Annotated in this window: 22 protein-coding genes; 6 read left to right on the top strand and 16 right to left on the bottom strand. The window is 62.0% G+C overall.

The features are described 5' to 3' along the window. Positions 1–31: 31 nt before the first annotated feature. From RC54_RS21610 to RC54_RS21620, 3 genes are all read right to left on the bottom strand, one after another. Positions 32–1396, bottom strand: a complete 1365-nt coding sequence (locus RC54_RS21610) for a M16 family metallopeptidase (RefSeq protein WP_061789941.1) — start codon at positions 1394–1396, stop codon at positions 32–34. Continuing rightward, complete coding sequence (locus tag RC54_RS21615; RefSeq protein ID WP_061789942.1) at positions 1393–2052, bottom strand: ParA family protein; 660 nt, start codon at positions 2050–2052, stop codon at positions 1393–1395. Before RC54_RS21615 ends, RC54_RS21610 begins: the two co-directional genes overlap by 4 nt. Before the next feature lie 76 nt (positions 2053–2128). After that, the gene (locus RC54_RS21620) at positions 2129–3508 is read right to left on the bottom strand and encodes a M16 family metallopeptidase (protein WP_061789943.1); all 1380 of its coding nucleotides are present in this window, start codon (positions 3506–3508) and stop codon (positions 2129–2131) included. Between the two features lie 183 nt (positions 3509–3691). On the opposite strand from RC54_RS21620, the gene ftsY reads away from it, so the two are divergent. The 3 genes from ftsY to ftsX are packed head-to-tail and all read left to right on the top strand — an operon-like array spanning position 3692 to position 6469. After that, a complete protein-coding gene (gene ftsY / locus RC54_RS21625) occupies positions 3692–4852 on the top strand; it encodes a signal recognition particle-docking protein FtsY (RefSeq protein ID WP_082803155.1) in 1161 nt (386 codons plus the stop codon). A gap of 4 nt (positions 4853–4856) precedes the next feature. Next, positions 4857–5549 carry a cell division ATP-binding protein FtsE gene (locus tag RC54_RS21630; protein ID WP_017453724.1) on the top strand — a complete coding sequence of 231 codons (693 nt, stop codon included), beginning with the start codon at positions 4857–4859 and terminating at the stop codon, positions 5547–5549. Continuing rightward, positions 5546–6469, top strand: coding sequence for a permease-like cell division protein FtsX (gene ftsX / locus RC54_RS21635; protein ID WP_058896876.1), 924 nt, complete (start codon positions 5546–5548; stop codon positions 6467–6469). The genes RC54_RS21630 and ftsX overlap by 4 nt, the downstream gene beginning before the upstream one ends. Before the next feature lie 31 nt (positions 6470–6500). On the opposite strand, the gene RC54_RS21640 is transcribed toward ftsX, so the two are convergent. Then, positions 6501–7442: an Abi family protein gene (locus RC54_RS21640; protein ID WP_231738802.1), complete on the bottom strand. Its 942-nt coding sequence runs from the start codon at positions 7440–7442 to the stop codon at positions 6501–6503. Positions 7443–8062: 620 nt separating this feature from the next. Between RC54_RS21640 and rpoH the strand changes: the two genes are divergently transcribed. Then, the gene (rpoH, locus tag RC54_RS21645) at positions 8063–8962 is read left to right on the top strand and encodes an RNA polymerase sigma factor RpoH (protein WP_061789945.1); all 900 of its coding nucleotides are present in this window, start codon (positions 8063–8065) and stop codon (positions 8960–8962) included. Between the two features lie 103 nt (positions 8963–9065). Here the strand turns inward: rpoH and RC54_RS21650 are convergent, their stop codons facing one another. From RC54_RS21650 to RC54_RS21670, 5 genes are read right to left on the bottom strand one after another with little or no spacing between them, the layout of a single operon-like run. Next, the gene (locus tag RC54_RS21650; protein ID WP_061789946.1) at positions 9066–9656 is read right to left on the bottom strand and encodes an SCO family protein; all 591 of its coding nucleotides are present in this window, start codon (positions 9654–9656) and stop codon (positions 9066–9068) included. 4 nt (positions 9657–9660) lie between these two features. Beyond that, positions 9661–10554 carry a heme o synthase gene (cyoE, locus tag RC54_RS21655; protein ID WP_058896880.1) on the bottom strand — a complete coding sequence of 298 codons (894 nt, stop codon included), beginning with the start codon at positions 10552–10554 and terminating at the stop codon, positions 9661–9663. Next, a complete protein-coding gene (locus RC54_RS21660; protein WP_058896881.1) occupies positions 10551–11687 on the bottom strand; it encodes a COX15/CtaA family protein in 1137 nt (378 codons plus the stop codon). The genes cyoE and RC54_RS21660 overlap by 4 nt, the downstream gene beginning before the upstream one ends. A gap of 42 nt (positions 11688–11729) precedes the next feature. Continuing rightward, the gene (locus RC54_RS21665) at positions 11730–12356 is read right to left on the bottom strand and encodes an SCO family protein (protein ID WP_058896882.1); all 627 of its coding nucleotides are present in this window, start codon (positions 12354–12356) and stop codon (positions 11730–11732) included. Continuing rightward, positions 12343–13062: an SURF1 family protein gene (locus RC54_RS21670; protein WP_061789947.1), complete on the bottom strand. Its 720-nt coding sequence runs from the start codon at positions 13060–13062 to the stop codon at positions 12343–12345. Before RC54_RS21670 ends, RC54_RS21665 begins: the two co-directional genes overlap by 14 nt. 105 nt (positions 13063–13167) lie before the next feature. On the opposite strand from RC54_RS21670, the gene RC54_RS21675 reads away from it, so the two are divergent. Next, positions 13168–13368 carry a twin transmembrane helix small protein gene (locus tag RC54_RS21675; RefSeq protein WP_017453715.1) on the top strand — a complete coding sequence of 67 codons (201 nt, stop codon included), beginning with the start codon at positions 13168–13170 and terminating at the stop codon, positions 13366–13368. 88 nt (positions 13369–13456) lie between these two features. Here RC54_RS21675 and RC54_RS21680 read toward each other — a convergent pair whose 3' ends face one another. The 7 genes from RC54_RS21680 to RC54_RS21705 form a co-directional block, all read right to left on the bottom strand. After that, entirely contained in the window at positions 13457–14317 is an 861-nt protein-coding gene (locus RC54_RS21680) for a cytochrome c oxidase subunit 3 (protein WP_061789948.1), read from the bottom strand. Between the two features lie 128 nt (positions 14318–14445). Continuing rightward, positions 14446–14679, bottom strand: coding sequence for a DUF2970 domain-containing protein (locus RC54_RS21685; RefSeq protein ID WP_058896885.1), 234 nt, complete (start codon positions 14677–14679; stop codon positions 14446–14448). Positions 14680–14688: 9 nt separating this feature from the next. After that, entirely contained in the window at positions 14689–15288 is a 600-nt protein-coding gene (locus RC54_RS21690; protein ID WP_061789949.1) for a cytochrome c oxidase assembly protein, read from the bottom strand. Next, a complete protein-coding gene (locus RC54_RS25475; protein WP_156425875.1) occupies positions 15285–15434 on the bottom strand; it encodes a cytochrome oxidase small assembly protein in 150 nt (49 codons plus the stop codon). Before RC54_RS25475 ends, RC54_RS21690 begins: the two co-directional genes overlap by 4 nt. Positions 15435–15440: 6 nt before the next feature. Further along, positions 15441–17060 (bottom strand): cytochrome c oxidase subunit I, encoded by a 1620-nt coding sequence (gene ctaD, locus RC54_RS21695; RefSeq protein WP_058896887.1) that lies wholly within the window; start codon positions 17058–17060, stop codon positions 15441–15443. 18 nt (positions 17061–17078) lie between these two features. Further along, entirely contained in the window at positions 17079–18239 is a 1161-nt protein-coding gene (coxB, locus tag RC54_RS21700) for a cytochrome c oxidase subunit II (protein WP_058896888.1), read from the bottom strand. Continuing rightward, the gene (locus RC54_RS21705; protein ID WP_373281449.1) at positions 18236–18538 is read right to left on the bottom strand and encodes a DUF2244 domain-containing protein; all 303 of its coding nucleotides are present in this window, start codon (positions 18536–18538) and stop codon (positions 18236–18238) included. Before RC54_RS21705 ends, coxB begins: the two co-directional genes overlap by 4 nt. On the opposite strand from RC54_RS21705, the gene RC54_RS26015 reads away from it, so the two are divergent. Further along, positions 18441–18824: a hypothetical protein gene (locus tag RC54_RS26015; protein WP_373281450.1), complete on the top strand. Its 384-nt coding sequence runs from the start codon at positions 18441–18443 to the stop codon at positions 18822–18824. The two genes, RC54_RS21705 and RC54_RS26015, sit on opposite strands and share 98 nt — an antisense overlap. Positions 18825–19014: the final 190 nt, after the last annotated feature.

Here is a 19014-nt window from a genome sequence, read left to right on the forward strand (position 1 = left end):
TGACTGAAATGATTTAAATGATTCAAATGATTTACTGCACGCCTTCGCCGACGATGACGGTGGACAACGCCTGCGGATGCACATGCTTGCCGAAGGCAGCGCGCACATCCTGCACGCTGACTGCGCGGACGCGTTCTATCCAGTGGTCCAGGTAATCCAGCGGCAAGCCGTAGAAGCCGATCACGGCCAGGTTTTCCAGCAGCTTGGCATTGCTGTCGATGCGCAGGGCGAAGCCGCCGGTCAGGTTGTCCTTGGCGGCCTTGAGCTCGGCGGAGGTGGGGCCTTCCTGCAGGAACCTGTCGAGCGTGGCGCGGGTCACGCGCAGGGCTTCGGCGGTCTGTTCCTTCTTGGTCTGCAAGCCAATCTGGAACGGGCCCGGCTGGGCCAGCGGCGAAAAACCGCTATAGACGCTGTAGCTCAAGCCGCGCTTTTCGCGCACCTCATCGGTCAGGCGCGAGACGAAACCGCCACCGCCCAGCACGTAATTACCCACCGTGAGGGCGAAGAAATCCGGGTCGCCACGCTGCAGGGCCGGCGCGCCGATCAAGATGTGCGATTGCGAGGCCGGATGGGCGATGCGCTGCTCGCTACCCTGGGGCGCGGGCACCGGTGGCAGCGCCGGCAGGGCGGCGCCTTGCGGCAGTGCGCGCGTGAGGGCGCTGGCCATGGTGCGCGCCTGCTCCGGGGTGATGTCGCCGATCATGGCGATGACGGCGCGGTTGGCCACGTAATGGCTGCGGTGGAAGGCCAGCAGGTCGTCGCGGGTGATGGCTTGCAGGGTGGCGGGGCTGGCCTCGATGGCATACGGGTGATGACCGTAGGCGGCCTGCATGAAGGCTTTTTCGGCGATGGCTTCAGGCTTGGTCAGTTCCTCCTTGAGGTTGGCGATGGTCAGGGCGCGGTCACGCTCCAGCGCCGCCTGCGGGAAGCTGGGCTGGGCCAGGATGCGCGCCAGCAGGCCCAGCGCGGCATCGCGCTCGGCCGGCGAAGACAGGGTGCGCAGGCTCACGCCGGCCCGGTCCTGGCCGGCGCCGCCTTGCTGCTGGGCCGCGACGTCGGCAAAGCCATCCAGGATCTGCGCTTCGTTCAGGGCCGGTTTGCCATCGGCGGCCTCCACGCCGCGTGTGAGGCTGGCCACCGTCAGTTCGGCCAGGCCAGCCTTGGCGGCCGGATCACGGCGACGACCGGCGTCGAACTGCACGCTCACGTCCAGCATGGGAATGGCGTGATTGCTCACCAGCAGCACGCGTGCGCCATCGGGCTGGGTCCAGGACTGGATGGCCAGGGCGGCCTGGGCCGAGGCACTGAGCAGCAGGGCCGGCGCGAGCAGGAGCAGGGTGAAGGTCTTTTTCATGGAAGACGGGAAGATCGAGCCGAAGCGGAAGTGGCCCATCATTGGCCCTCTTCCTTGCCACTGTCATGGGCCGGGCGCCGGTCCAGCCAGTGCAGGATCGGTTCCCATTGCTCCAGGTCGCGCTGTACGCGCGAAGGGGCGATATCCCACAGGGTCAGGCCGTGGGCCGCCAGTTGGACGTAGTTCTGGGTATCGCGCAGATAGCCCAGCACCGGCAGCTTCAGGCCTTCGATGAAGCGCTGCAGTTGCTCGGCCGAGCGGGTGCGCGCATCCACCCTCATGCCGATGATGCCGACATCGATCTCGCCATCGCGCACCGCCTTTTCATTGGCCAGGCGACGCAGGAAATCCTGGGTGGCCAGGATGTCGAAGATCGAGGGTTGCAGCGGCACCAGGATCTTGTGGGCCAGTTTGAGGGTGTCGTTGAGGCGCCAGCCGTGCAGTCCGGCAGGGGTGTCGAGCACCACGTGGCTGGTGCCTTTGGGGGGCTTGGCGACGTTGTCTTCGCTCACGTCCCAGGTAGCGATGGGGCGCGCCTGCTCAGGACGGATCGCCAGCCAGGCGCGCGAGGACTGCTGGCGGTCGATGTCGCCCAGCAGCACGCCATGGCCCTGGCTGGCGAAATAGCCGGCCAGGTTGGTGGCCAGGGTGGTCTTGCCTACGCCTCCCTTGGGATTGGCAACGACGATGACAGGCATGTTTTCCTCCGAGAAGAACAGCAACAGAACAATAAAGCCGATCGGCTATCGGATTGGGGTGTGGTAGATCAAGGCTTCAGTGCAACAGCCCGGCCGGGGGCGCGGCGGGCTTCTTGCCCTCCAGCGGCAGCGGCACCAGCGTGGCCACGGTCAGGGTATCGTCCTTGAAATATTTCTGCGCCACCGCCTGCACCTGGGCCGCGCTCACGCTCTTGAGGCGTTCGATGAGACGGTCGATGTTCTGCTGGCCCAGGCCGATGGTTTCCATCATGCCCATTTCCATGGCCTGGCCGAAGACCGAATCACGCTTGTAGATCTGGGAGGCGATCAATTGCCTCTTCACGCGCTGCAATTCCTGTTCGGATACGCCTTCGCGGGCGATGCGCTCGACCTCGGCGCGCAGCAGGCCTTCCAGTTCTTCGGTGCTGACACCATCAGCCGGGCTGCCTTCCAGCGTGAACAGCACCGGGCCGCGCGCCACGCCGCTATAGCTGGCGCCCACTGCCGTGGCCTTGCTGGCGGTGCGCACCAGTTGGGCGCTCAGGCGCGCATTGTCATAGCCATCGAGCACCGCCGAGAGCACGTCCAGGGCGTAGGCATCCTGGTCGGCTTCGACCTGGCGCAAGGCCGGCACCTTCCAGGCCATCACCACATAGGGATTCTCGGCCGGGGCCTTGACGGTGACGCGGCGCATCCCGCGTTGCTCGGGCTCGTTCTGCGGCTTGCCCTGCGGCAGGGGGTGGGCGGGAATCTTGCCGAAATATTTCCTGGCCAGCGCCAGCACGCGCTGCGGCTCGACATCACCGGCCACCACCAGGGTGGCGTTGTTGGGGGCATACCATTGGCGGTACCAGTGGGCGATGTCCTGTACCGTCATGTGCTGCAGGTCGTCCATCCAGCCTACGACCGGATGATGATAGGGATGGGCGGTCCAGGCAGCGGCATTCAAGGCTTCGTTCAACAGGCCCATGGGCTGGTCATCGGTGCGCCAGCGGCGCTCTTCCATGATGACGCGGATTTCCTTGGCGAACTCGTTGGCATCGAATTGCAGATTGGCCATGCGGTCGGCTTCCAGCGCCATCACTTTTTCGAGGTGACTCTTTTCGATCTGCTGGAAATAGGCAGTGAAATCGTTGGCGGTGAAGGCATTTTCCTGGCCGCCCAGTTCGGCTACCAGGCGGCTGAATTCGCCGACCTTGTGCTGCTTCGTGCCCTTGAACATCATGTGTTCCAGCGCGTGCGACACCCCTGTGGTGCCATTGAGTTCATCGATGCCACCCACCTTGTACCAGACCATCTGCACCGCCGTGGGCGCGCGCCGGTCTTGCTTGACGATGAGCTTCAAGCCATTGCCCAGCACGAATGCCTGCGCCGGCTCGGCCTGCACCTGGGGCGCGGTGCTGGCCAACAGGCTCAACAGGGCGCTGGCCAGGAAGGCTTTGATCTTCGATTTCATGGGCTGTGCTCTGATAAAATGCAGGATTCATTGACCCTGGCGGCCATGCGCGGGTCTTGTGGAGGGGGCAATTGTAACCTGTGTCACCTGTCCACTGCGGTGCTCAGGGCAGCCAGGCGCCTGTCTTCCCACCCTCCCCTCCTGCCGCCTGGCCGCAGCACAATCCAGCCTATCCGCCATCCGATGTTCAGTTTCTTCAAGAGAAAACCCAAACCGGAAGCGCAACCCGCGCTGCCACCCCAGGCCGAACCGGCGCCTGCTCCTGCCGTCCCTGCACCTGTCGTTCCTGCTGCTACGGCGCCTGTAGCGCCTGCTGCCACTGCCGATATCCCCGCCGCCCCGGTCGCTGCGGCACCCGCAAGCCAGCCGGCACCGCCGCCCGAGCCGGTGGCCGCCAGCGAGGAAGAGGTCGAGATCGTGGCCGCCCCCGAACCTGCGCCCGAGGCCAAGCGCTCCTGGCTCTCGCGCCTCAAGGCCGGCCTGTCCAAGACCTCCAGCAACCTGACCACGCTCTTCGTCGGTGCGCGCATTGATGAAGATTTGTACGAGGAGCTGGAGTCGGCCCTGCTGGTATCGGACGCCGGGGTCGAAGCCACCCAGTGGCTGCTGGCCGAACTGAAGAAAAAGGTCAAGAACGAGCGCCTCACTGAAGCCGCCCAGGTGCGCACCGCCCTGCGTACCTTGTTGATCGACCTGCTGCAGCCGCTGCAGCGCCCGCTGGTCCTGGATCGCGCCAAGCCGTTGGTGATGATGATTGCCGGCGTCAACGGCGCCGGCAAGACCACCACCATCGGCAAGCTGGCGCTGCACCTGCAGGCGCACGGCCAGTCGGTGCTGCTGGCGGCCGGCGACACCTTCCGCGCCGCCGCCCGCGAGCAACTGGCGGTCTGGGGCGAACGCAACAACGTCCAGGTGATCGCGCAGGAGTCGGGCGACCCGGCGGCGGTGGCCTATGACTCGGTGCATTCGGCGCAGGCGCGCGGCACCCATGTGGTGATGGTCGATACTGCGGGCCGTCTGCCCACGCAATTGCACCTGATGGATGAACTCAAGAAGATCAAGCGGGTCATTGCCAAGGCGATGGCCTCGGCGCCGCACGAAGTGCTGCTGGTCATCGATGGCAACACCGGCCAGAATGCGCTGGCGCAAGTGAAGGCCTTCGATGATGCGCTGGGGTTGACCGGCCTGGTGGTGACCAAGCTGGATGGCACGGCCAAGGGCGGCATCCTGGCTGCCATCGCCAAGACCCGCCCGGTGCCGCTGTACTTCATCGGCGTGGGTGAAAAGATCGAAGACCTGCAACCCTTCAATGCCACTGAATTCGTCGACGCCCTCCTGAGTTGAACCGATGATTGAATTTACCCGGGTTTCCAAGCAATACGCGCGCGAGGTCTATGCCCTGCGCGACATCACGTTGTCGGTGAAGAAGGGCGAATTGATCTTTCTGGCCGGCCCTTCCGGCGCCGGCAAATCGACGCTGCTGAAGATGATCGCGGCCATCGAGCGCCCCACCTCGGGCAAGCTCACCGTCAGCGGCACCGACATCGTCGGGCTCAAGGCGTCCGGCCTGCCGTATCTGCGGCGCAACCTGGGACTGATCTTCCAGCAGCAGAAACTCTTGCTGGACCGCAACCTGCTGGCCAACGTGATGCTGCCGCTGATCGTGACCGGCTCCTCCCGCCCGGATGCCGAAAAGCGCGCCCGCGCCGCGCTGGACAAGGTCGACCTGCTGGGCAAGGCCATGTGCGAGCCGCTGGAACTCTCCGGTGGCGAACAGCAGCGCGTGGCCATCGCGCGCGCCATCGTCAACCGGCCGCAGATCATCCTGGCCGACGAACCCACCGCCAACCTGGACCGGGCCAATGCCAACAAGGTGCTGGCGGCGCTGAAATCCTTCCACGGCGTGGGCGTGACCTGCCTGATCTCGACCCACGACGAACAATTCCTCACCGGTGCCGACCGCATCATCTACCTGGACCGGGGCCGCATCGTCGATGGCTGGCACAACGGCGTAGCCAATCCCGTGGAGGTATCGCCATGAACTGGCTGCGACAGCATTGCGCCGCGATTGCGGACGCCCTGCGCCACCTGCTGCGCTCACCGGGCAATTTCGTCTTGAACGTGCTGGTGGTGTCGATTGCGCTGGCACTGCCCTTTGCCGGCCTGTCGGCGCTGGAAAACGTGCGGCCGATCTCGGACCAGATGTCGGTAGAGCCCGAGATCAGCATCTTCATGAAGCCCGACGCCAGCCGCGAGGCGGCCCAGGCGGTGGGCAAGACCATCAGCCAGGTGTTGAAGGACAGCAAGACCAATGGCAAGGTCGAGTTCATCCCGCGCGAGAAGGCCTTCGACGCCTTGAAGAGCAAGACCGGCCTAGCCGACGTGCTCAACACGCTGGGCAGCAACCCGCTGCCGGACAGCTACGTGGTGCGCCTGCCGGGCTTTGAGAACGCCATGAACGCCGGCCGGGTGGATGACATCGCCCAGCAACTGAAGAAGGAAGCGGGCGTGGATACGGTGCAGATCGATTCCGAGTGGGTCAAGCGGCTGGCGGCATTGCTGCGCATCCTGCGGCTGGTGCTGCTGTTCCTGGGGATCACGCTGGGGGCGGTGGTGGTGGCGGTGGTGTTCAACACCATACGCCTGCAGGTGATGACGCAGCGCGATGAAATCGAGGTCTCGCGCCTGTTCGGTGCGACCAATTCCTTCATCTATCGGCCCTTCTATTACACCGGTGCGTTGCTGGGACTGTGTGCCGGGCTGGTGGCGCTGGGGCTGGTGGTGGCGGCGCAACAACCGCTGAACGAAGCCATTCTGGATTTTGCCCACTTATATGCATCGGAATTCCAGCTGGCCCTGCCCAGCCCCATGGCCATCGGCCTGCTGCTGGCAGTGAGCGGCTTGCTGGGCTTGTTCGGGGCGATGCTGTCGGTGCGCAGGCAGTTGGCGCGCAAGGCTTGAATCGACCGCTTCCGAAAACCAGACGGTGGGGTCAATAGAAATAGCGATCCCTGCACGCGCGCTCTGGCTGCCGGCTCCACGGTTTGCGGCGTAATGTCAAGCGCGTCACAGGAAGCTCGGCGGCATCAAGGATAGAACGGTAGGTGCCAGCCACGCCACCTGAGTGGCGGTAGATCGCCAGCGCTCGCCGGTCCAGCAGCACCTGCAAGGACCACCAGTGATCGCTGTTGTGCAGGTAAGTCGTGATAGCCGGGTCGATCCAGCCCCCGAACCAGGATATGTTGTCCACAAAGCGACGCAGGCTGTTGATGGTATGCCGAGGTCGGCGCGGGATATGGCCAAGGACACCGAAATGGTTGAACTCCGGCGTGCTCCACAATGCATCATGGTGACCGATACGATTACGAACGTCCCGGATTCTCTTGAGCAGATCGACCACCCGCTTCTTGAAGACCTGGCTGCCGTAGGGAATAGCGGCAATATCGGGCGCATGAGGAAAGACCGAGGCAAGGATAGCGCTCTGCAATCCCCTGGGCTGGGAGTGATGAGCAAGGCCGCCGATCAAGACCTCCCAGAATCCGAATGGCAATGCTGCCACCACATCATCCGGGCTGACCATGTAAGCCATCGGTTTCTTGGCTTTGACTTTTTCCATGGCTGACACCACGTCATCCCGGGACTTGGGCGTCAACTTGTGAATGGGCGGCAACAACGCCGGCGCAGCCGGGTTGATGGCATGAGCGGGATTGGGCCTGGGCATCATCCAGCCGAACGAGTCCACCGCTCCGAAATATTGCGACAGCGCCCGATGCAAGGCATTGCGCAGTGCTACTTCGAAATCACCAAGAATTGGCAGCATCCCGGCACCGATGGCTTGATTCCAGGCATAACACCCCAGCGCATCGCGCTGCGACGTCGTCATGAAGAAGCGCTGCAGGGTCGATAGTCGGGGCGCCGTGATGTGTTTCAGCATGGGCATACCTATTGAACGCGGGAGAGACCGGGTGCTATACTCGATTGAATAGAGACAGGGGTTTTCCAAACCATTGGTCGTGCCCCTGTAAATTGAGGACAAAGCCCGCACCAGCGGGCTTTGGACTTTCTGGCGGGAAATTCTAGCGATCATGCGGCCTCACAACAATAAATCGCTCGGTTCCCCGTCTTCTTAATACGCAGTCCTCGTTCGATATCGAGCCCGCGTGTCGAGATAGCGCGTCGTTCTACCCTTGTTTTGCTTCGGCACGCCCCCTCTCCAACCGCCATTGGCGCGCTGCAAAAATTGTTACAAGTTTCTCGCCCCGTTTTGACCCCAATCGCAACTTTTGTCGTCCAAAGGCGACTAATATGAAGGGGAAACAATGCAATGACTAGCTGGACAGCAATAGAGGGTATCTATCAGAGCTTCACTATCATGCTATTAGCACTCTTGGGTGTCGAGTGCTAGAATACCTTATCGAATTGCTCCAGTTTTAGTCGAGCACTGCACCAAACAGCATCTGGCCACGTTGGCCAAGCCGGGGAAGTTGGCCACATTGCCCCCGGCACCCGAACCTACCGCTTCATACTGTTTCCGTGAGGAACCAAGGAGAATCCATGAAAACTGCGTCTGCACACACTGCACTCATGCCTGCCGAGTCCAATGCACTCGCGCTGGGTTTTTCCGGCAGCCTGGGAAATATCGACGCGTATATCTCGGCAGTGAACCGCCTGCCCATGCTGACCCAGGAAGAAGAGGTCAAGCTGGCGCGCGACCTGCGCGAAAAGAATGACCTGGGCGCCGCCCAGAAGATGGTGTTGTCGCACCTGCGCCTGGTGGTGTCGATCGCCCGTGGCTACCTGGGCTATGGCCTGCCGCACGCCGACCTGATCCAGGAAGGCAATATCGGCCTGATGAAGGCGGTCAAACGCTTCGACCCGGCCCAGAACGTGCGCCTGGTGTCCTATGCCATGCACTGGATCAAGGCCGAGATCCACGAGTACATCCTGAAGAACTGGCGCCTGGTCAAGGTGGCTACCACCAAGGCCCAGCGCAAGCTGTTCTTCAACCTGCGCAGCCACAAGGAAGGCCTGGACGCGATGACGCCGGCCCAGGTCGAGGCCCTGGCCAAGACCCTGGACGTCAAGCGCGAAGAAGTGATCGAGATGGAAACCCGTCTGTCCGGTCGCGACATCGCCCTGGAATCGCCCACCGATGACGATGATGACAAGTTCGCGCCGATCGCTTATCTGTCCTCTGACAACTCGGAGCCGACCCGCGTGATCGAGGCCAAGCAGTACGACCGCCTGCAATCCGAAGGCCTGGAAGCCGCCCTGTCCAAGCTGGACGACCGCTCGCGCCGTATCGTCGAAGCCCGCTGGCTGGCCAATGACGATGGCTCGGGTGCGACCCTGCATGAGCTGGCCGACGAATTCGGCGTCTCGGCCGAACGTATCCGCCAGATCGAGGCAGTGGCGCTGAAGAAGATGAAGACTGCGTTGCAGGCTTATTCCTGATCGGTTCTTCAGACCGCTTCAGCAGCACCAACAAGAAAGGCGCCCGCGGGCGCCTTTCTTTTCATCCAAACGATTTATATCGTTTATCTCTTTTCCTACGCCATCAAGACAGCAACAGCTTGATGTCATGCGCCAGCGTCTGCGGCCCCTGGCCATGCTTGACGAAGAGACGAATATGCCCTTGCGGATCGAACACATAGCTGCCCGCAGTGTGGTCCATGGCATAGCTGCCCGGCTGCTTGCCCGGCACCTTCTGGTAGAACACCTTGAATTCCTTGGCCACTTTCTCGGTCTGCTGCAGATCGCCGCGCAGGCCCAGGAAGCGCTTGTCGAAGGCCGGCACGTATTGCGCCAGCACCTGCTGGGTATCGCGTTCGGGATCCACAGTGACGAACAGGACCTGCACCCGATCGGCATCCGGGCCCAGTTCCTTCATGACGTTGGACATCTCCACCATGGTGGTGGGGCACACGTCCGGGCATTGCGTATAGCCGAAGAACATCACCACCACCTTGCCCTTGAAATCGGCCAGGGTGCGCGGCTGTCCGTTGTGGTCGGTCAGGGCGAAGTCCTTGGCATAATCCAGGCCGGTGACGTCGGTGTTGTTGAACTTCAGTTCAGGCTTGGACTGGCCGCAGGCCGCCAGCAGCGTTGCGCAAGCGGCCAGCAACAGCGCCGAGAGAAATCTTTTCATGAGTTCAGAAACTGCGGAACAGGAAATAGTGGTCCACCAGCAGCACCGCGAACAGGATCGACAGGTAGATGATGGAATAGGCAAAGGCCTTGCGCGCGATCAGGTCGGTGTAGTGACGATAGATCTGCCACGAATACCAGAAGAAGATCGCGCCCAGCAAGACGGCCGCGCCCAGGTAGATCAGGCCGCTCATGCCGATGGCAAAGGGCAACATGCTCACCGCCAAGAGCGCAATGGTGTACATCAGGATGTGCAGCTTGGTCACCTCCATGCCATGCGTGATGGGCAGCATGGGCAGGCCCGACTTGGCGTAGTCGTCGCGGCGGTACATGGCCAGCGCCCAGAAGTGCGGCGGGGTCCAGATGAAGATGATCATCACCAGCACCCAGGCCTGCATCGGCACGTCATTGGCCATCGCAGCCCAGCCCAGCGCGGGCGGCATGGCGCCGGCCAGGCCACCGATGACGATGTTCTGCGAGGTGGCCGGTTTCAGGATGATGGTGTAGATGATGGCGTAGCCGACGAAGGTGGCGAAGGTCAGCCACATCGTCAGCGGATTGACCAGGTTGTACAGCACCCACATGCCCAGGCCGCCCAGCACACCCGAGAACACCAGGGTCTGGCCCACCGTGATTTCGCCGCGCGCCATCGGACGGCGCGCGGTGCGGGCCATGCGCGAATCGATTTCGCGCTCGACCAGGCAATTGATGGCGAAGGCGGCACCGGCCAGGAGCCAGATGCCCAGCGTGCCGAAGATGACCTTGTGCCAGTCGGGCAGCTCAGGCGTGGAGAGGAACATGCCGATCACGGCACAGAACACCGCCAGCTGCGTCACACGCGGCTTGGTCAGTGCCCAGTACTGGGCGATGCGGTTGGGTTGGGCGGTCAATGTGGTCATGGCGTGACGGGCCGGGCGTGCACTGGTGGAGCAGCGGTGGCCAGGCTGGAGGGTGCGTAACGGACCTTGTAGTTTAACATGACCATCAGGATCACCAGCAGCGCCGCACCGCCGTTATGCAGCACGGCGATGGCCAACGGCCAGTTCAGATAGATGGTCGCCAGCCCAGTACAGAGCTGCAAACCCAGCACCGTCAACAGCCAGCGGGCAGTCTTGCGCAAGCCTTCATCATGCAAGGCGCGCTGTGCCAGCCATACAACATACAAGATGACGACAAAGGCAAAACTGCGATGCACCCAGTGGATCGCGGTCAGCGCTTCGACCGGCAGGTAGTCGCCGGAGGCGGTCATGCCGAGATGACGCCAAAGCGTGAAGCCGTGTTGGAAATCCATGTCCGGCACCAGCTTGCCATTGCACAGCGGGAAGTCGGAACAGGCCAGCGCCGCGTAATTGGTGCTGACCCAGCCGCCCAGCGCGATCTGCAAGGCCAGCAGCGCCGCACCGCAGGTGGCCGGCACGATCAGGGCGCGGCCCGCCGCCGAGACCGGCACATGCGTCTCCTGCCGCGCCGCCAGCCACACCAGCATGGCCAGCAGCGTCAAGGCCAGCAGCAGGTGGGTGGTGACGATGATGGGTTGCAGCTTCATGGTCACGGTCCAGGCACCGAAGGCGCCCTGCAGGCAGACAAAGCCCAGCAGCGCCGTCGGGAACCAGGGGCGGAACTGCAGTTCGGTCTTGCCCGACTTGAGCCAGCGCCGCCACGCCACCACCATCAGCACGATGATGAGGAAACCCACGGCCATGGCGAAATAGCGGTGGATCATCTCGATCCACGCCTTGGCCCAGGTCACGGGGCCAAAGGGCATGGCCTCTTCGGCGGCATTGATGTGCTCATGCGCCAGGAGCGGATTGGCATGACTGTAGCAACCCGGCCAGTCAGGACAACCCAGGCCCGAGTCGGTCAGGCGCGTGAAGGCGCCGAACATGATCAGGTCGAAGGTAAAGAACAGCGTCACCCACACCAGCTTGCGGTATTTGTTGGCCACGCCCTGGGCTCGCCACACCAGCGCCAGCGGAATGAGGGCCACCACGAGCCCGGTCAGGCCCAGTTGTATCAGCGTCGTTGCATTCATCTTGAGTCAAGCTTGCGTCACGGTGCGCCTGCGCCATGGGTATCAACCGATGGACGAGGCGCGCAGCAACTTGGAAATGTCCTTCTTCATCTTGCCGGGATCGGGATCCTTGGGGAAGCGCATCATCAGGTTACCCAGCGGGTCGATCAGATAGATGTGGTCCTGGACCGAAGTCCCGGCATCGACCGGCAACCAGGACTGCAATTTGCCGGCGTCAACCCGAAGGATATCGGTTCCGTCGTATTCGCGCAGCAAGAGGGTGGCAATGGGCTCCCGGTCGGTCACCAGCCAGACCCGTTCGATGCGCTCCATTTCCTTGCCCTGCATCAGCCGCAACTGGCGCATGGTCAGCAGTTTGTTCTGGCAAGTCTCGCCACAGTCACCGCCGTCGACCTGCAGCATCACCCACTTGCCGCGGTAATCCTGCAGCTTGGCGGGCGCGCCATCGATGGCGGTGCTGCCGAGATCAGGAATCGGATACTGGCGTGGATCGATCAGTGCGCCATAGTTGTTGCGACTCTGCGGCTTGATGACGTAATAGGTGAGATAGGAAGCGATCAAGGGCGCAGCGCACACCGCGACCACCGCCAGCATCTTCCAACGGCCGAGGCGACGGCGCCGCGCGGCGTCGGCAGCGCTTGTCTGCGGGGGGACTTCAGGCTTTGTCATGACGACCACGTTTGAATCCTGTGACGATGAAAAAAATCAGGGCCATCGCCGCCAGTGCATACCACTGCACCGCATAGCCACGATGACGATCAATGCCCAGCGCGGGCGCAGGCCAGTCACGCACCAGCGTATCGCCGGCCGCCCCACCCTGTTCGATCACGAAGGGCGAGAGAGCCACACCACTGGCCTGCGCCAGCGCTGGCATATCCAGGTTCTGCAGGATGGCCTGCGGTCGCGGCGCATCGGCCTGACCCAGCTGCAGCACATGACCGGCATCCCGACGCAGCACGCCCTCTACCTCGACCACGCCGACAGGTGGCGCCACCTGCGGCACCCGGGTGCGCTCAAGCGCATCACGCGGAGCCCAGCCGCGCGCCACCATCACCGCTTGCGCACTGCCCTCGGGCTGGAACAGCGTGAGCACATAAAAGCCGACGCTGCCCTGGTAGGGGCGGTTTTCCAGATAGAGCGTCCACTGCGGGACAAACTGCCCGCGCAGCTTGATACGGACGAACTCCACATCAGCAGCATCCGCAGCGGGCAGGCTCGACAACGGCGCTTCACTGGCACGCATCTGCAGGCGCTGTTGCAGGGCTTGTTTTTCTTCAGCGCGATGGGTCTGCCATTGGCCCAGTGCGATGCCGGCGGCGGCCACGATCACGGTGGCACAGAAGGGAATGATGCGGAAAACGAAGCGGGTCGGCATCGATGAAGTTTGGCCTTACAATGGATTCACACACTGGAACACAACACCCATTCAATCAGGGCAGCATACCGCAAGCTTGCCAATGGAGACAGGAATTCTACCGTCATGAAAATCATCGTCGCCATCGCCTTCGTCCTGATCCTGGCCAGCCTGGCTTCGGCATTGATCTTCCTGATGCGCGACAAGGGCAAGAGCAACCGCACCGTGCAGGCGCTGACCTTGCGGGTCGGCTTCTCGGTGGCACTATTCCTTTTCATCCTCCTGAGCTACAAGCTGGGCTGGATACAGCCGACCGGTATCCGCTGAGGCCCGCACCACTCCGTTAAGCACTACCCGTTCCAAGAAAAAGCCGCATCGAAGTGCGGCTTTGTTTTTTCCCGGAGACGGCCTGCACTTACAGCCAGTACACCACCACATACAGGCCCAGCCACACCACGTCGACGAAGTGCCAGTACCAGGCCGCGCCTTCGAAGGCGAAGTGGTGGGTGGGCGTGAAGTGCCCGCGCAGCAAGCGATACAGCACCACCGAGAGCATGATCGCGCCCATGGTGACGTGGAACCCATGGAAGCCGGTCAGCATGAAGAAGGTCGAACCGTAGATGCCCGAGGAGAGCTTGAGGTTCAGTTCGCTGTAGGCATGGATGTATTCATAGGCCTGGAAGCCCATGAAGACCGCCCCCAGCAGGATGGTCAGGAACAGCCACACCGCCGTCTGGGTGCGATGGCCGGCGCGCATGGCGTGGTGCGAGATGGTCAGCGTCACACCTGAGGACAGCAGCAGCAAGGTATTGATGGTGGGGATGGGGAACGGGCCCATGGTGGTGAAGTTTTCCACCGTGCCGGCCGGACCGACATTGCCCCACTGGCCGGTGAAGTCGGGCCAGAGCAGCTTGTGGTCCAGGTCGGCCAGCCACGGCATGGTGATGCTGCGGGCATAGAACAGCGCACCGAAGAAGGCGGCGAAGAACATCACCTCCGAGAAGATGAACCAGCTCATGCTCCAGCGATAGGACAGGTCGATGCGTTCGCTGTAGAGGCCGGACTCGGATTCGCGGATGGCGTCGCCGAACCAGTAGTACAGCACCACCAACACCATCAGGATGCCCAAGATATTGACGTAGGGCGCCCAAGCCACGCCATTGACCCAGGCCGAGGCCCCGATCATGGTGATGAGCATGGAAATGCCGGCCATCATCGGCCAGCGCGACGGGCCTGGAACGAAGTAATGGGGCGCCTTGGCTTGTTGAGAACTCATGTTCTTCTCCCGGTACGAAATCCGATTGCGATTGCGATTGGCTGGTCTTGCCGGGCATTAAGCGCTATGCAATGCCCTTGCATTCCAGATTCATTTTTTGCTAATGCACTAGGCTCCTTGCCTTTGGCTTATCCACCACCTGTGGCACTGGCCACCACCAGCTTGACGATGATCACCAGTACCGCCACGAAGATGGCCGCGCCCAGGATGCCGGCGATGATCACATGGACCGGATTGAGCTTGGCGGCATCCGATTCGTAATCCTTACGCTTGCGCACCCCGAAGAAGGACCAGAACACCGCCTTCATGGTCAAGCCGAACGAGGCCTTGCGCTGGGCGGCCTGTTTGAGCTCATCGTTCAAGTGTTCTCCTCATCCTGCTGACCCCGTCGGTACTGTCGAACCCGCCGTCTTGTCCTTGCCATTGATCTCGAAGAAGGTATAGGACAGCGTGATCGTGGTCACATCCTTGGGCAGCTTGGGATCGATGTAGAACACCACCGGCATCTGCTTGGCCTGGTTCGGCCCCAGCGTCTGCTGGGTGAAGCAGAAGCACTCCACCTTCTTGAAGAAGGCCGCCGACTGCTGCGGCGCATAGCTGGGGATGGCCTGGGCATCCACATTGCGCGCCTGGGTGTTGACCACTTCATAGGTGACCTGCGTCATCTCGCCCGGATGCACCTGCAAGCTGGCCACCGTAGGGCGGAAGCGCCACGGTCCCTGGGCATTGCCATCGAACTCCACCGTGACCACGCGCGACTTGTCGACCTGGCTATTGGCCGGCGCTTCGACCGTGGCATCCTTGGGCGTGAGGAAGTTCACCCCGGTCACTTCGCAGATCTTGCGGTAGACCGGAATCAAGGCATAGCCGAAGCCGAACATGAGCACGGCCACCACCACCAGCTTGCGCAGCATCACGCGGTTCAGGCCGCGCTCTGGCTGCTCCTGGTCCGGTTCAGAGGTTCGCTTCATTGCGCAAACCAGATGCGGTTGACGAAGATGCCCACGAAGAAGGCCAGCGCCACCAGAGCCAGCAGCAGGCCGGTGCGCAGGTTGTTGGGTTGCTTGCGGGTGGTCATGGTGCTCCCTTGCGTGACGGCGTGAATGGTCTTATCCACAGCGGATCATTTCACCACCGGTGGTTCTTCGAAGGTATGGAACGGCGCCGGGCTGGGCACGGTCCACTCCAGGCCTTCGGCCCCTTCCCAGGGCTTGGCCTCGGCCTTCTTGCCGCCCTTGATGGAGGGGATCACCACGAAGAACAGGAAGTACACCTGCGACAAACCGAAGCCGAAGGCGCCGATGGAGGCAATCATGTTGAAGTCGGTGAACTGCGCCGGGTAGTCCGCATAGCGACGCGGCATCCCGGCCAGGCCCAGGAAGTGCATGGGGAAGAAGGTGATATTGAAGGTGATCAGCGAAGCCCAGAAGTGGAACTTGCCGCGCCATTCGTTGTACATGAAGCCGGTCCACTTGGGGCCCCAGTAGTAGTAGCCGGCGAAGAGCGCGAAGAGCGAACCGGCCACCAGCACGTAGTGGAAGTGCGCCACCACGTAATAGGTATCCTGCATCTGGATGTCGATCGGCGTGACCGCCAGGATCAGGCCGGTGAAGCCGCCCATGGTGAAGACGAAGATGAAGCCCACCGAGAACAGCATCGGTGTCTCGAAGGTCATGGAGCCGCGCCACATGGTGGCGATCCAGTTGAAGATCTTCACGCCGGTGGGCACGGCAATCAACATGGTGGCGTACATGAAGAACAATTGCGCGGTGACCGGCATCCCGGTGGTGAACATGTGGTGCGCCCAGACGATGAAGGACAGGATCGCAATCGAGGCGGTGGCATACACCATCGAGGCATAGCCGAACAACGGCTTGCGCGCGAAGGCCGGGATGATCTGCGAGACGATGCCGAAGGCCGGCAGGATCATGATGTAGACCTCGGGATGACCGAAGAACCAGAAGATGTGCTGGTACATCACCGGGTCACCACCGCCGGCGGCGTTGAAGAAGGAGGTACCGAAGTGACGGTCGGTCAAGGTCATGGTGATGGCGCCGGCCAGCACCGGCATCACGGCGATCAGCAGATAGGCCGTGATGAGCCAGGTCCAGCAGAACATGGGCATCTTCATCAGCGTCATGCCGGGGGCGCGCATGTTGAGGATGGTGACGATGATGTTGATCGAGCCCATGATGGAAGAGGCGCCCATGATGTGCATGGCGAAGATGCCCATGTCCATGCCGGGGCCCATCTGGGTCGATAGCGGCGCATAGAGCGTCCAGCCGGCCGCCGTGGCGCCACCCGGCACCAGGAAGGAACCGGCTAGCAGCAGCGCGGCCGGTGGCAGCAGCCAGAACGAGAAGTTGTTCATGCGCGCAAAGGCCATGTCGGAAGCGCCGATCTGCAGTGGAATCATCCAGTTGGCGAAGCCCACGAAGGCCGGCATGATCGCACCGAACACCATCACCAGGCCGTGCATGGTGGTCAACTGGTTGAAGAATTCAGGCCGGAAGAATTGCAGGCCCGGCTGGAACAGTTCGGCCCGGATCAGCAAGGCCAGCACGCCTCCCGAGAGCAGCATGGTGAACGAGAACCACAGGTAGAGCGTGCCGATGTCCTTGTGGTTGGTGGCCAACAGCCAGCGCCGCCAGCCGTGCGGATGGTCGTGTGAATGGTCATCGTGCCCATGCCCATGCGCGTGATCGTGGGAATGATCGGGGGCGTGATCGACGGTGGTAGTCATGTCCGGTTCTCCAAACAATTACTTGCGGGCGGCCAGCACTTCGGCGGGCTGCACGATGTTTTCCTGGGCCTTGTTGGACCAGTTGTTGCGCGTATAAGTGATCACGGCGGCGATTTCGGTGTCGTTCAAGATGCCCTTCCAGGCCGGCATGGCGTTCTTGCCGTTGAGCAGGATGTGAATCTGGCCATCCTTGGGGCCGTTGACCACGGCGCTGCCATCGAGCGCCGGGAAGGCCCCTGGCACACCCTTGCCATTGGCCTGGTGGCAAACCACGCAGTTGGCCGCATAGACCTTCTCGCCGCGCTGCTTCAGCTCATCCACCGTCCAGACCTTGCTGGGGTCGTCGGCCTTGGCGGCCATTTCCTTCTTCTTGCCCTCGACCCATTTCTTGTAGTCGTCATCGCTGACCACGTTGACCACGATGGGCATGAAGGCGTGATCCTTGCCGCACAATTCCACGCACTGGCCGCGATAGGTACCGATCTTCTCGGCACGGAACCAGGTGTCGCGCACGAAGCCGGGAATGGCATCCTGCTTCACGCCGAAGGCCGGAATGGTCCAGGAGTGGATCACGTCATTGGCAGTGGTGACCAGGCGCACCTTCTTGTTGACCGGCACCACCACAGGGTTATCGACCTCGATGAGGTAGTTGTCGTTTTTCTTCAGTGCCGGATCGGTGATCTGCTCGCGCGGCGTTGCCAGACTGGAGAGGAAGGAGATTCCTTCACCTTCGCCCTTCAAATAGTCATACCCCCACTTCCACTGCATCCCGGTGACCTTGATGGTGAGGTCGGCGTTGGAGGTGTCCTTCATCGCCACCACCGTCTTGGTGGCCGGCAGGGCCATGCCGATGACGATCAGGAAGGGCACCACGGTCCAGGCGATTTCCACGGTGGTGCTTTCGTGGAAGGAGGCGGCCTTGTGGCCGACCGACTTGCGGTGCTTGATGATGGAATAGAACATCACCCCGAACACGGCCACGAAGATGAGCAGGCAGATCACCAGCATCATGATGTGCAGGTCGTAGATCTGCTCGGCGATCTTGGTCACCGGCGGCTGGAAGTTGGTCTGCAGCACGGCCGGTCCCCCCGGACTGTCCACCACTGCCCAGGCCGGCAAGCCGGCCGCCAGCAGCGAGGCACCGAGGGACAAGGTTTGAAGGCGCTTCGCAAGTTTCATGGATTTCCTCTAGAGCCCAACAATTTATAAGAATGAGAGTGCTGCCGTCCCGCCAAACCTGGCGGCCAGTTCACGTTCCAGCTCCTGCGCGAAGGCGCGTCGTTGCCACTGGTTCGTGAACCGCCCCACATGCACGCACTGCCCCCCCCGCTTTCCAGCGCCACCACTTCGCAATCCGTGGCATGACGGGCGTAGACCAGCATGGCCGCGCCCACTGCCAATAATTCAATGACTGAAAAAAACAGGATGGTCCAAGCGCCATGGAGCGTAAAGCCCAGCGCGACCGTGAGTGAAACCATACAAAGGATTGCGAAGACCCACGCCAGCTGGCGTGGCGCAATCGAACAATTGCGCTTCAGTATCCATTCCCGCGTCTCCATAGCACCTCGCCAGCATGATGGGCAGTCGAGCGTGTCTCTGTTTCGCACCGCTGGGAAGCCTCACTGGATGGCGGCGGCCCGGTGTTGCTGGGTGGCCGGCCTGTTACTGGCGCTATCCGTGGCTATCCGTTTTGCGGTCTTTATTTATTCTTGCTATTTGTTCTTGCTGGGATTTCTTTATGTGAATATTTTTTTGCCGATTTGAGTATAAGGGCTAACCTCGCCATGGATCAAGCACGCACCGCGGCATTGTCGGCAATGGGTTTTTGCGCTGTTACGGCGAGTCACGACACATCCCGCAAAACCAGCATGGACGCGACTTTGCGCAGGATGCGCCGATCCCGATGGAACACTGGGCGTCACCTCACAGCAACGATGCCGGCTGCCAGATAGTG

Source organism: Herbaspirillum rubrisubalbicans, assembly GCF_003719195.1.
Taxonomy (GTDB): domain Bacteria; phylum Pseudomonadota; class Gammaproteobacteria; order Burkholderiales; family Burkholderiaceae_D; genus Herbaspirillum; species Herbaspirillum rubrisubalbicans.

What these genes read in the sequence shown, in the direction of transcription:
- RC54_RS21705 (WP_373281449.1), bottom strand. Translation starts at nt 18,538, where the DNA reads ATGGTTTCACTCACGGTCGCGCTGGGCTTTACGCTCCATGGCGCTTGG.
- RC54_RS21675 (WP_017453715.1), top strand. Translation starts at nt 13,168, where the DNA reads ATGAAAATCATCGTCGCCATCGCCTTCGTCCTGATCCTGGCCAGCCTG.
- RC54_RS21650 (WP_061789946.1), bottom strand. Translation starts at nt 9,656, where the DNA reads ATGAAAAGATTTCTCTCGGCGCTGTTGCTGGCCGCTTGCGCAACGCTG.
- coxB (WP_058896888.1), bottom strand. Translation starts at nt 18,239, where the DNA reads ATGAAACTTGCGAAGCGCCTTCAAACCTTGTCCCTCGGTGCCTCGCTG.
- RC54_RS21680 (WP_061789948.1), bottom strand. Translation starts at nt 14,317, where the DNA reads ATGAGTTCTCAACAAGCCAAGGCGCCCCATTACTTCGTTCCAGGCCCG.
- ctaD (WP_058896887.1), bottom strand. Translation starts at nt 17,060, where the DNA reads ATGACTACCACCGTCGATCACGCCCCCGATCATTCCCACGATCACGCG.
- RC54_RS21620 (WP_061789943.1), bottom strand. Translation starts at nt 3,508, where the DNA reads ATGAAATCGAAGATCAAAGCCTTCCTGGCCAGCGCCCTGTTGAGCCTG.
- RC54_RS21640 (WP_231738802.1), bottom strand. Translation starts at nt 7,442, where the DNA reads ATGCTGAAACACATCACGGCGCCCCGACTATCGACCCTGCAGCGCTTC.
- RC54_RS21610 (WP_061789941.1), bottom strand. Translation starts at nt 1,396, where the DNA reads ATGATGGGCCACTTCCGCTTCGGCTCGATCTTCCCGTCTTCCATGAAA.
- RC54_RS21615 (WP_061789942.1), bottom strand. Translation starts at nt 2,052, where the DNA reads ATGCCTGTCATCGTCGTTGCCAATCCCAAGGGAGGCGTAGGCAAGACC.
- RC54_RS21690 (WP_061789949.1), bottom strand. Translation starts at nt 15,288, where the DNA reads ATGAAGCGAACCTCTGAACCGGACCAGGAGCAGCCAGAGCGCGGCCTG.
- RC54_RS21630 (WP_017453724.1), top strand. Translation starts at nt 4,857, where the DNA reads ATGATTGAATTTACCCGGGTTTCCAAGCAATACGCGCGCGAGGTCTAT.
- RC54_RS21660 (WP_058896881.1), bottom strand. Translation starts at nt 11,687, where the DNA reads ATGAATGCAACGACGCTGATACAACTGGGCCTGACCGGGCTCGTGGTG.
- cyoE (WP_058896880.1), bottom strand. Translation starts at nt 10,554, where the DNA reads ATGACCACATTGACCGCCCAACCCAACCGCATCGCCCAGTACTGGGCA.
- ftsY (WP_082803155.1), top strand. Translation starts at nt 3,692, where the DNA reads ATGTTCAGTTTCTTCAAGAGAAAACCCAAACCGGAAGCGCAACCCGCG.
- rpoH (WP_061789945.1), top strand. Translation starts at nt 8,063, where the DNA reads ATGAAAACTGCGTCTGCACACACTGCACTCATGCCTGCCGAGTCCAAT.
- RC54_RS21665 (WP_058896882.1), bottom strand. Translation starts at nt 12,356, where the DNA reads ATGACAAAGCCTGAAGTCCCCCCGCAGACAAGCGCTGCCGACGCCGCG.
- ftsX (WP_058896876.1), top strand. Translation starts at nt 5,546, where the DNA reads ATGAACTGGCTGCGACAGCATTGCGCCGCGATTGCGGACGCCCTGCGC.
- RC54_RS21670 (WP_061789947.1), bottom strand. Translation starts at nt 13,062, where the DNA reads ATGCCGACCCGCTTCGTTTTCCGCATCATTCCCTTCTGTGCCACCGTG.
- RC54_RS26015 (WP_373281450.1), top strand. Translation starts at nt 18,441, where the DNA reads ATGGCCGCGCCCACTGCCAATAATTCAATGACTGAAAAAAACAGGATG.